This is a genomic window from Peribacillus sp. V2I11 (assembly GCF_030817135.1).
Classification (GTDB): domain Bacteria; phylum Bacillota; class Bacilli; order Bacillales; family DSM-1321; genus Peribacillus; species Peribacillus simplex.
Genome location: NZ_JAUSYW010000001.1, coordinates 2,086,205 through 2,097,825, shown reverse-complemented (window position 1 = coordinate 2,097,825; position 11,621 = coordinate 2,086,205). Strand labels below are relative to the sequence as shown.

The window sequence follows — 11,621 nt, the reverse complement described above, 5'->3', positions numbered from 1 at the left end:
TGTCAGTCCCTTTTATGTGCAGTTTTAGCGAATAGATCGGCGATAGGAATATTGCTTCCATTGATAAAGGATAAAGCAGCCGATGCAAAATCCAAGAATGGCTATGAGAGAAGCTATTCCGACCATCAAGGTGAATATATAACCAGTAACATTCCAACCCAGCAAAAAAGAAGTGAATCCAAGTCCTAAGCAAACGACTGCTATGGCCTGGTTGAATTGTTGCTGTGAATGATCTTCAGGAATATAATCGGAGGTTTTCTTTTTGAGAAAGAGCTTGGCGAGACGCATCACTGGATTGAAATTAAAGAGGAGACCTAAAAGTCCTGCTGTTAAAGGAATCGCCAATATCCATATTTGTCCCGTTAATAAGGCGGTTGCTACGCTTAACAAAATGACCCATTGATTCGTTCGTACTAAGGGACGGGGAATGGAGCGGATTTCGCTCATCATACTACACCAACCTTCCTGATGTGTTTTGTTTATATTTCATCTTTATTTTAATCGCTTATGAAGTGAAAAGCTAATGAAACAAAATCAAAAAACTCATTATTTATAATAATTTTAATTTAGTATTGATTATCATTATGAAAGTAGTGTAATATGTATAGCAAGCAAATAAAGTGAGGAGGACAGTATAAATGGTAGCAAAAGTTTGTGGAACATGCGGAACACCAATAAAAAAGCTAAAGCATTCTTCCCTATGCCAATGCGGTCCTAAGATATTGAGCAATCAATTCTCAGTTAAAACAAAAAAATAAAATCCCGTGAATTAGATCATAAATTAAACCGATTATTCAATTAATCGGTTTTTGTTTTTCCAATGAAGGGTAAAGATGATAATAAATATTTTTCATTTCAATTAAAATAATGTACGATTATGGAATAGAATAAAACGTCATGGAGGAAAAGACATACTTTCAGTTTGTCAAACCATCACGTGACGGTTGGGAGGGGTTATGTTGGGAACGAGACTTTAAAAATTGGCGAGTTGGCGGAAATGGCGAATGTTACGAAACGAACCGTGGATTATTATACGAACCTAGGCTTGCTTAAAGCAGAACGTTCCGCCTCTAATTACCGTTATTATTCAGTCGGTGAACTTGAAAGGCTTCGCCGTATCGAGGGATACAAAAGAGAAAACCTTTCATTGGAAGATATTAAAGAAATACTTAAAAAGGATAAGGAAGCCGCATCGGCAATTGAGGAAAAAGGTCTTCAACTCAAGAATAAAATGGATGGCCTGAACGATGAACTTCAGGAATTCATCAGTTTGATTGAAAAGGGCGGAAAAAGTGAGCTTCTTCTAAAAAAACAGATATCCCGTGAAAGCATGGCCTTGATCCAATCATTACTAGTGTTGTTGGTATGATTAAAATTTATCTCTATAGTTTTATGCATAAAGGTGCATATTAACGATATAGGCTAAATGGTTTTGGTTCATGTTATAAGGCAAAAATCGCTTTTTGAAACGAAAATAACCATTTATACAGGAGGTGCTTGGGAATAAGCCGTACATGTTAATCCGAAGGGTAGGCACTATATGGCGAACCCGCACATATTGGAGATTTTTATAAAATTATTAGCAGTAGCTGTATTAATAGCATTAACCGCATTTTTCGTTGCATCGGAATTTGCAATCGTGAAAGTCAGAAGTTCCCGGATCAATCAATTGATTGAAGAAGGGCATAGAAATGCCCTCGCGGCCAAGAAAGTGACATCACATATCGATGAGTACTTATCTGCCTGTCAATTGGGGATTACAGTAACCGCCTTAGGTTTAGGGGTGTTGGGTGAACCGACGGTCGAGGCAATCTTAAAACCATTATTCACTAAATGGGGATTAGAGGAATCCGTAAGTCACATCATCTCGTTCATGATCGCTTTCGGTTCTGTAACATTCCTTCATGTTGTAGTCGGCGAACTGGCACCGAAAACGGTTGCGATTCAAAAGGCAGAAGAGGTAACCTTGCTTTTTGCAAAGCCGTTAATTCTCTTTTACCGCATTTTGTACCCCTTCATTTGGTTACTTAATGGTTCTGCGCGTCTCCTGACGGGTATATTCGGATTAAAGCCTGCATCTGAGTCCGAAATGGCCCATTCTGAAGAAGAGCTGCGCATCATTTTATCGGAAAGCTATAAAAGCGGTGAGATCAACCAATCGGAATACAAATATGTAAACCAGATATTTGAATTCGATGAGCGTATTGCCAATGAAATCATGGTTCCCCGTACGGAAATGACCGTTATCGAAAAGGGCATGCCATTATTGGAAGTTGTTGAACTGATTCAAGAAGAGCAATACACAAGGTATCCGGTCATAGACGGTGATAAAGATAATGTCGTGGGAATGGTCAATATCAAGCGACTTTATACAGCGACGATTACAGAAGATAATGTAACAGCTTTGACGGTGGATTCCTTTGTTACACCAATCATCCGTGTTCTTGAAACGATCGCCATTCATGATCTGCTGCTGAAAATGCAGAAAGAACGGATCCATATGGCTGTTTTGACTGATGAATATGGCGGAACTGCCGGTCTTGTTACGGTTGAAGACATCCTTGAAGAAATCGTTGGGGAAATCCGTGATGAATTTGACCAGGATGAACGTCCGCTCATTCAAAAAATTGATGAAGGTCATTATGTATTCGACGCTAAAACATTGGTTGAAGATGTCAATGATACCCTTGCGATCGATTTGCCGGAGGAAGATATCGATACATTGGGAGGATGGTTCCTGACAGGCAGATTTGAGATTGCTGTCGGGGATAAAATTGAATACGCCGGATATGAATTTACTGTAAAGGAAATGGACGGTCACCATGTTTTATATGTTGAAGTGAAGAAGATTAAATAAATAGGATCACAACAAGAGCCGAAGGTGGAAACTTTCGGCTTTTATTAATGTTCTTAAGTTCGAACAAGTCAATTTGGTGTTTATAATGGTTAAGGCAGACTGTTACTTAATTGGAAAAGGAATTCATTTAAAATAACACTGTAGGTAACTATTTTAGCTTGGGAAATGCTAAAATTGGGTTTGAGCAATGAATCTATCTATCTATATATCATTTTAAATTTCAAAGAATATAAGGGGAATTCTGTATTGCAACGCCGTTTATTTCGGGCTGGTATAAATATGTATTGAAGGTGGGCGGGAAAATGGGTTTTAAGAAAAAGCAAATGTTGGGATTTGGCTTGATCTTGCTTTTCTTGGCTATTTTACTTTCTTTCATGATGGTTACGCTTAACAATTTAAAGAGCAGCATGACTGAAATAGTTGAAAATCGCTATGAAAAAGTTCAAGATTCGATGGAAATCCGTCAGCTGTTTTCTAGGTCGGACCGTGAGATCCTGTTTGCAAGTAATGATGCAAACAAAGAAGAAAGAGCAGAGAGCCTCGAAATCATCAATGAGAATCATAGTTTGATTGAATCAAAAATTGCTGGGTTATCAGGTTCGTTAAATAAGGCGAAAGCAAAGCAATTATTGAAAGAGTTCGAGACTCAATATGCTTCTTACTCCATTACAGAGGCTGAAATCATCCAGAATATAAAATCTGGAAACTCCTCGGAAAATCTTTCAAGCCTGATGGACGACCAAAGGGAAAAACGAACGAAAGTCATCAGTACGATGGATGACTTTAAGGATTACCAAGAAGGTGTCATGAAAGATACTTTAAGTAATTCGAAACAAACCTATGAAGATATGATCGGTTTTGTGATTTTCGCTGTTATTCTAAGCATTTTGGTTATTTCCGTAACGGTTGTTTGGATGATTCGCAGTACATCGAAAGATCTGCAATCGATTACGAAGGTCATCAAAAATATCGATTTTAAAGATTTATCGGTCATACCAAGAATTCCGGTTCGGACCACTGATGAAATTGGTGATATAGCGAAATCTTTCAATGATATGGCGGAATCGCTTGAAGTGTATAATCAAAAAGAGAAAGATTTCACCGAAAAGATCAGTGAACAGAACTGGATCCAGACCCGTGTTGCTGATATAGCTACCATGTATCAGCGCATTGTTGATGTGGAAGTTCTAGCTGATCGGTTCATTACAAGACTTGCACCGATGATGGGAGCTTCAATTGGAGCTTTTTACGTCAAACGGGGTGAGGGTGTGGATATGCGTTTTGTGAAGCTTGCCAGCTTTGCCGGAGATGGCAAAGATTCGGGCAGACGTGAATTCCGTCTTGGCGAAGGTTTGATCGGTCAATGCGCCCTTGAAAAGAAATCGAAGGTCATTGACGATATCCCTGAGGACTTTCAATTGGTTACGACAGGGTTGGGGGAAGTCAACCCGAAAAGCATTGTCATTGCGCCAGTCGTTTTTGAGGATGAAGTGGTCGCAATGGTTGAACTGGCGAGTTTGGAGGCCTTTACGAAGCTGCAAAAACATTTCTTGAACCAGGTTCTTGATACTCTGGGCATCACGATTAATAATGTAGAGGGCCGGATGGAAATAGAGCGTTTATTGAAAGAATCACAGGCACAGACCGAAGAGTTACAGGCTCAATCGGAAGAATTGCAATCACAGTCAGAGGAAATGCAAGCCCAATCAGAGGAACTGCAAACACAGGCTGAAGAGTTGCGAATGATCAATGAACAATTAGAAGAGAGAAATCGTGAAACTGAGGAAAAATCGAAAGAGCTTCAAGTCGCTAAACTAAATCTTGAAAAACAAGCGGAAGAATTAAAGTTAAGTTCAAAATATAAATCCGAGTTCATGGCGAATATGTCCCATGAATTACGGACACCGCTCAATAGTATTCTGATTTTATCAGAAATGCTTTCAGATCCGAATGATAGTAAATTAAATGAAGAGCAACAGGAATTCGCTCGTGTCATTAATTCATCAGGCCAAGACTTATTAACGTTGATCAATGACATTTTGGATTTATCAAAAGTTGAAGTCGGAAAGCTTGAAGTGGTCTTTGGCGAAATGAACTTGAGTGAACTTCCTGAGTTATTGCACCGTAACTTCGATCATGTAGCGAAGAAAAAGAACATTGACTTTATAATAGAAAAGAGTAAAAACGTTCCGGACATTTTCTTTACGGATGAACAGCGCTTCCAGCAAATTTTGAAAAACCTATTATCCAATGCATTTAAATTCACGGAAAAAGGTTCTGTGTCTGTCCAAATCCAAAAGGCTGATGAAGAAAATGTAGCACAATGGATACAGACAAAAGGAGCTAGCAATTGGGTTGAAATTAAGGTGACGGATACGGGCATCGGAATTTCGAAAGAGAAGCAAAAACTTATCTTTGAAGCGTTCCAGCAAGGTGACGGAGCTACAATGAGAAAATACGGCGGTACAGGACTAGGGCTATCGATTTGCCGGGAGTTTGCCAAACTTCTGGGAGGCTGGGTCATTGTAGATAGTGAAGAAGGGCAAGGGAGTACCTTTACTTTCTTTATTCCAAGCATGCCAGAGGGCTTCAAAAATGTCGGCGAAGCAATAGCTGCTTCGCCGGAAGTGGCAGCAGCTAACCACGATGATTCTGCCGCGCCTTTTGGCGGTCAAGGAGAACCGGATGTAGTTATAATCGATGAAGAAGATCGGGATAAGGCCAAACCATTCTGCAATAAAACAGTACTTGTCGTCGATGATGATCACCGTAATATATTTGCTCTGAAAAATGCGCTGAAGCATGAGGGCATGGAAATCCTTACAGCTGAAAACGGCTACGAATGTTTGGAACTTCTTGAAAAAGGAAACGATATAGATGTTATTTTGATGGATATCATGATGCCGGGCATGGACGGTTACGAAACGATGACCAGAATTCGCGAGCAAAGTAAGTTCGAGAATCTTCCAATCATCGCGCTAACTGCGAAAGCGATGAAAGGCGACAGGGAAAAATGCCTGAAGGCCGGCGCTTCCGATTATGTCAGCAAACCATTAAAATTGGATCAGCTACTTTCTGTCCTAAGAGTATGGCTTACTGATTGATTGATAGTATGGGTAAGGAAGGTTTTGCATGAAGGATACTTTAACGATTGAAGAAAGAGAAGATTTAGAACTCGAATTATTGTTAGAGGCCATTTATTCCGTATCTGGCTTTGACTTTCGCAAATATATGCGTTCTTCAATAAAAAGAAGAGTTGAAAATAGAATGAGACTGGACCATATTCGCAGGATTAGCGGAATGATAGAAATGGTTTTATATGAAAAAGGGTATGTCGAGAAGCTTTTGAAAGATTTTTCAATAAATGTCACTGAAATGTTTCGCGATCCGGAGTTCTTTAAAGCCTTTCGTTTAAATATTGTACCGCTCCTGAAAAAACTTCCTGAAATCAGGATTTGGCATGCGGGTTGTTCGACTGGTGAAGAAGCCTTTTCCATGGCGATCATCCTCAAGGAAGAAGGACTTTATGATAAGGCGAGGATTTATGCCACTGACATGAATGATGAAGTCCTCCGTCATGCGGAAAAAGGGATATTACCTTTAAATAGAATGCAGTCTTATACGAAAAACTATTTGCAAGCTGGAGGTAACCAGGAATTTTCGGAGTATTATACAACCGATTATCAAAATGCTTATCTTGATTCGAATCTCCTTAACAACATTGTGTTTTTCCAGCATAATTTAGTTACTGATGGTTCGTTCAATGAGTTTCATATCATCATGTGCCGGAATGTGATGATTTACTTTACCGGTGAATTGCAGACCTATGTTAATCAGTTGTTTTATGACAGTCTTTGTAAAGGCGGCTTCCTTGCGGTTGGCAGCAAGGAAACACTTCGTACATCATCCTTTTCGGTAGATTATGAGGACTTTGACTCAAAGGAACGAATTTACCGGAAATTGTAAAAAGAAAGAGTTCGCATATAAGCGGACTCTTTCTTTTTAATTTAGTGCATCATTTTTCTTTTTTTTTGCATTTCAATGTTTAAGGTATCGGAAGAAAGGGTATAAATAATGAGTTGGTCTCCATCTAGAATTACTACCGTGGTTTATTATTATTAAAAGAGATTGAACTTCGTTATAATATAATGGAAAAATCCTTATTAAGGGAGCCTATTAAAGTATTGATTCATATAAAAAAGATAAATGTTGCCGCTCGATATAAGCCAAAAGGGGAATGAAAGAATGACGATTTTAATCGTAGATGATAACCAGGTTAACCTTTTCGTTATAGAGAAAATTCTAAAACGAGCTGGCTATACGGATTTTCTATCATTAACTTCAGCTGTTGAGATGTTTGAGTATTTACAGGTGGATAGTCCGCAACCTAATGAGACTTCAGTTGATATCATTCTGCTTGATATCATGATGCCGGAGATCGATGGGATAGAAGCGTGCAGGAGACTTCAAAGTATCCCTCACCTTAGAGATATACCCGTCATTTTTGTGACCGCCCTTGAAGATTCAAACAAAGTGGCCGAGGCACTTGATGTTGGCGGAATTGATTATATAATGAAGCCTATCAATAAAATAGATTTACTTGCGAGGATTCGCGTGGGGTTAAGACTTAAATATGAAAAAGATTGGCATAAAATGCAGGATGAAAAAATCCGCAATGAATTGGATCTTTCCATGCAGGTTCAAAGCAGTTTATTAAGTGAACCCATTATAAATGACCACTTAACTATCAGGGCATCATACTTACCTGCGAATAAATTAGCAGGGGATATGTACTATTGGCACCGCATCGATGAAAATCGTTATGGTATCATCCTGTTGGATATGATGGGACATGGCATATCCGCCTCACTTGTGTGCATGTTCATTTCCTCCGTATTGAGGGATGCCATCAGGACACATACGGATCCAGTGGCAGTAATAAACGAAATGAATCACTGGATGAGTACCCTTAATAAAGAAGATAATCAAGTGCATTATTATTTTACCGCGATTTATATGATCATTGATACAGAGCAAAAGACAGTGGAATATGTGAATGCCGGACATCCTCCGGGCTTTGCTTTAATGGACGATGGAAAAGTGGCCTCACTTTCAAAAGGGACATGCCCTGTTGGGTTCTTCACCGAGATGAAAATAGAGAAGTCCGTCATTCATTATGAAGAGAAGATTCAGCTTATGCTATTTACGGATGGAGTCATGGAAGCAATAGATCGAGAAGGGACGGAAGGACTTGACCAAATAAAAGAAGCGGTCTCGACGAGATGGTTTGATTGTAAAGAATCTCCCCCTATCGATTTTTTGATGTCCCCGGAAATGCAGAAGGATCAGCCTGATGATATGTGCGTTGTTGTTATTCAAGCAAATTGAAGAAAAAAAGAGGCGGCAGATTATCTGCCGCCTCTTTTCTATAAAAGGGGGGTCACTTTTATATGAAATGAGAATGTTCGTTAAGAGAGTGAATCATGTATTCGGTTATTTGCAATTAACGGTCATTTTTCAATTTACTTATGCCATCTTGGAGATTGCCTTTTAATTTATCGACTTTACCTTCTGCTTGTAAGTGAGGATCATTTTTCGCGTTTCCGACTTGGTCTTTCGTTTCACCTTTAACTTTATTTACAGTACTTTTTACTTTGTCTGATAAACCGCTCATTATGTTACCTCCTTTTTCTTCATATACTATATATACCCATGAAGTGTATGGGTAAACCTGATTTATATGGAGAAAGGAGTTTAAGAAGCGATTATTGCCCTTTTACTTAACCTTTGAATGAACTGATATGACCGTTCAATGATATGATCTTTGTCATGATCCAACGAGGCCACATGATATGAATTTTCAAGGGGGGCCATCTCCTTATCACCGGACATGACAGTATCGTAAATATGATAGGAACACGAGTCTGGTACAACGTGATCTTCTGGAGAATGGAAGAGAAGTATCGGGCACGAAACGTCTATTAGTTTTTGACTGGTATGTTCCATTATATCAAGCAATTGATTAATCGCTTTTGACGGAACTTGATCATATGTGATTTCTTTAGTTGTATCGTCTTTTATGTCAGGCTTGCCTTCAGGAACAAAGCGTGGATCCGATTGGTTACGATATATTTCATATTCAGGAACTTGGAGAGCGGCATTGATGGTGAGAATTCCATCGCAAGCCACTTTTGTCGCTAAATCGAGAACAAGGGCGCCCCCCATAGATTGTCCGATGGCGAATACATGGGTGCAGGTTCGCTTTAATTTTGAATAAGCCATTTCAACATCTTGTATCCACTCCTGATAATGACTCGTTTCCATTTCATATTCATCCGTTCCGTGGCCCGCCAGTCGAGGTGCGAATACAGTAAAGCCTTTGGCAGCGAATTTTTCACCTAAATACCTTACGCTTTGTGGCGTTCCGTTAAAACCATGGCAAATTAGAATGCCGATAGAATTGCCGGGTAAGAAAAAAGATTCCGCACCTGGTATTACCCTTGCTGTTGTCATATTCCCATCTCCTTTAATTTAGCTAAGGCTTGTTGAAAGAAAGTTTATGAATAAAATTAACTATTCCGATTATTTTACTTGGTTATATAATAGCATAATGAAAAATGTGAAGTCAACTTGGTTATATTCCAAACTTCATTATTAAGAAGCATTTTAAAAATGGATATAAAGATATTTATTAGGTCTATTCCATGTATGGTTGCTATTCATTCTATTAAATAAAGTACTGTCTTGGAATTGTTGATAAACTGAAGAAGCTAATAACCTGTGCAAGATATAAATATAAATATAAGAAATGGAGAAAAAGCGTTGACTTTAAAGTGAAATGGGATTAATATAAATAAGCACCACTAAGACGAACGAAAAACTTCATCACTTTTGGCTGATAGCTGAAAGAAAAAATAACTATTGACTTCTTACTATGAAAATGATAAGATGAAATGGTCGCTGAAAAACACAGCGATTTAAAATAAGTTAAAAACTTCGCAGAAGTTGACAACTAATCAATAAGATGTTATGATGAACCAGCCGTTCGAAAGAACGATTGTGAAAATTGCTCTTTGAAAACTGAACAAAACAAAGCGCCAACGTTAAATTTTAAGTGAGCACACACTATAAAAAAAGCAAATGAGCAAGTCAAACATTTCTTCGGAGAGTTTGATCCTGGCTCAGGACGAACGCTGGCGGCGTGCCTAATACATGCAAGTCGAGCGAATCGATGGGAGCTTGCTCCCTGAGATTAGCGGCGGACGGGTGAGTAACACGTGGGCAACCTGCCTATAAGACTGGGATAACTTCGGGAAACCGGAGCTAATACCGGATACGTTCTTTTCTCGCATGAGAGAAGATGGAAAGACGGTTTACGCTGTCACTTATAGATGGGCCCGCGGCGCATTAGCTAGTTGGTGAGGTAATGGCTCACCAAGGCGACGATGCGTAGCCGACCTGAGAGGGTGATCGGCCACACTGGGACTGAGACACGGCCCAGACTCCTACGGGAGGCAGCAGTAGGGAATCTTCCGCAATGGACGAAAGTCTGACGGAGCAACGCCGCGTGAACGAAGAAGGCCTTCGGGTCGTAAAGTTCTGTTGTTAGGGAAGAACAAGTACCAGAGTAACTGCTGGTACCTTGACGGTACCTAACCAGAAAGCCACGGCTAACTACGTGCCAGCAGCCGCGGTAATACGTAGGTGGCAAGCGTTGTCCGGAATTATTGGGCGTAAAGCGCGCGCAGGTGGTTCCTTAAGTCTGATGTGAAAGCCCACGGCTCAACCGTGGAGGGTCATTGGAAACTGGGGAACTTGAGTGCAGAAGAGGAAAGTGGAATTCCAAGTGTAGCGGTGAAATGCGTAGAGATTTGGAGGAACACCAGTGGCGAAGGCGACTTTCTGGTCTGTAACTGACACTGAGGCGCGAAAGCGTGGGGAGCAAACAGGATTAGATACCCTGGTAGTCCACGCCGTAAACGATGAGTGCTAAGTGTTAGAGGGTTTCCGCCCTTTAGTGCTGCAGCTAACGCATTAAGCACTCCGCCTGGGGAGTACGGCCGCAAGGCTGAAACTCAAAGGAATTGACGGGGGCCCGCACAAGCGGTGGAGCATGTGGTTTAATTCGAAGCAACGCGAAGAACCTTACCAGGTCTTGACATCCTCTGACAACCCTAGAGATAGGGCTTTCCCCTTCGGGGGACAGAGTGACAGGTGGTGCATGGTTGTCGTCAGCTCGTGTCGTGAGATGTTGGGTTAAGTCCCGCAACGAGCGCAACCCTTGATCTTAGTTGCCAGCATTCAGTTGGGCACTCTAAGGTGACTGCCGGTGACAAACCGGAGGAAGGTGGGGATGACGTCAAATCATCATGCCCCTTATGACCTGGGCTACACACGTGCTACAATGGATGGTACAAAGGGCTGCAAACCTGCGAAGGTAAGCGAATCCCATAAAGCCATTCTCAGTTCGGATTGTAGGCTGCAACTCGCCTACATGAAGCCGGAATCGCTAGTAATCGCGGATCAGCATGCCGCGGTGAATACGTTCCCGGGCCTTGTACACACCGCCCGTCACACCACGAGAGTTTGTAACACCCGAAGTCGGTGAGGTAACCTTCATGGAGCCAGCCGCCTAAGGTGGGACAGATGATTGGGGTGAAGTCGTAACAAGGTAGCCGTATCGGAAGGTGCGGCTGGATCACCTCCTTTCTAAGGATAATTACGAGAGCGCTTTTGTTTTGTTCAGTTTTGAATGAGTGATTCA

At 40.7% G+C, this 11,621-nt stretch carries 8 protein-coding genes and 1 rRNA gene; 6 read left to right on the top strand and 3 right to left on the bottom strand.

The window, feature by feature from the left end; genetic code table 11:
- Window positions 1–24 precede the first annotated feature (24 nt).
- Window positions 25–450, bottom strand: a complete 426-nt coding sequence (locus tag QFZ73_RS09975) for a DUF4395 domain-containing protein (RefSeq protein ID WP_307265781.1) — start codon at window positions 448–450, stop codon at window positions 25–27.
- Between the two features lie 487 nt (window positions 451–937).
- On the opposite strand from QFZ73_RS09975, the gene QFZ73_RS09970 reads away from it, so the two are divergent.
- The 5 genes from QFZ73_RS09970 (at window position 938) to QFZ73_RS09950 (ending at window position 8,245) form a co-directional block, all read left to right on the top strand.
- The gene (locus QFZ73_RS09970; RefSeq protein ID WP_307272725.1) at window positions 938–1,369 is read left to right on the top strand and encodes a MerR family transcriptional regulator; all 432 of its coding nucleotides are present in this window, start codon (window positions 938–940) and stop codon (window positions 1,367–1,369) included.
- Window positions 1,370–1,558: 189 nt separating this feature from the next.
- Complete coding sequence (locus QFZ73_RS09965; protein ID WP_251438246.1) at window positions 1,559–2,857, top strand: hemolysin family protein; 1,299 nt, start codon at window positions 1,559–1,561, stop codon at window positions 2,855–2,857.
- A gap of 302 nt (window positions 2,858–3,159) precedes the next feature.
- Window positions 3,160–5,961, top strand: coding sequence for a response regulator (locus tag QFZ73_RS09960; RefSeq protein ID WP_307265779.1), 2,802 nt, complete (start codon window positions 3,160–3,162; stop codon window positions 5,959–5,961).
- Between the two features lie 28 nt (window positions 5,962–5,989).
- Window positions 5,990–6,823, top strand: coding sequence for a CheR family methyltransferase (locus tag QFZ73_RS09955; RefSeq protein ID WP_307265777.1), 834 nt, complete (start codon window positions 5,990–5,992; stop codon window positions 6,821–6,823).
- Between the two features lie 279 nt (window positions 6,824–7,102).
- Window positions 7,103–8,245, top strand: coding sequence for a PP2C family protein-serine/threonine phosphatase (locus tag QFZ73_RS09950; RefSeq protein ID WP_307265774.1), 1,143 nt, complete (start codon window positions 7,103–7,105; stop codon window positions 8,243–8,245).
- 115 nt (window positions 8,246–8,360) lie between these two features.
- On the opposite strand, the gene QFZ73_RS09945 is transcribed toward QFZ73_RS09950, so the two are convergent.
- Window positions 8,361–8,531, bottom strand: a complete 171-nt coding sequence (locus tag QFZ73_RS09945) for a CsbD family protein (RefSeq protein WP_069981788.1) — start codon at window positions 8,529–8,531, stop codon at window positions 8,361–8,363.
- An 80-nt stretch (window positions 8,532–8,611) separates the two neighbouring features.
- Entirely contained in the window at window positions 8,612–9,370 is a 759-nt protein-coding gene (locus QFZ73_RS09940) for an alpha/beta hydrolase (RefSeq protein ID WP_307265771.1), read from the bottom strand.
- Window positions 9,371–10,015: 645 nt separating this feature from the next.
- On the opposite strand from QFZ73_RS09940, the gene QFZ73_RS09935 reads away from it, so the two are divergent.
- Window positions 10,016–11,566 (top strand): 16S ribosomal RNA (locus QFZ73_RS09935).
- The last annotated feature ends 55 nt before the right edge of the window (window positions 11,567–11,621 follow it).

What these genes read in the sequence shown, in the direction of transcription:
- QFZ73_RS09975 (WP_307265781.1), bottom strand. Translation starts at nt 450, where the DNA reads ATGATGAGCGAAATCCGCTCCATTCCCCGTCCCTTAGTACGAACGAAT.
- QFZ73_RS09960 (WP_307265779.1), top strand. Translation starts at nt 3,160, where the DNA reads ATGGGTTTTAAGAAAAAGCAAATGTTGGGATTTGGCTTGATCTTGCTT.
- QFZ73_RS09940 (WP_307265771.1), bottom strand. Translation starts at nt 9,370, where the DNA reads ATGACAACAGCAAGGGTAATACCAGGTGCGGAATCTTTTTTCTTACCC.
- QFZ73_RS09955 (WP_307265777.1), top strand. Translation starts at nt 5,990, where the DNA reads ATGAAGGATACTTTAACGATTGAAGAAAGAGAAGATTTAGAACTCGAA.
- QFZ73_RS09950 (WP_307265774.1), top strand. Translation starts at nt 7,103, where the DNA reads ATGACGATTTTAATCGTAGATGATAACCAGGTTAACCTTTTCGTTATA.
- QFZ73_RS09945 (WP_069981788.1), bottom strand. Translation starts at nt 8,531, where the DNA reads ATGAGCGGTTTATCAGACAAAGTAAAAAGTACTGTAAATAAAGTTAAA.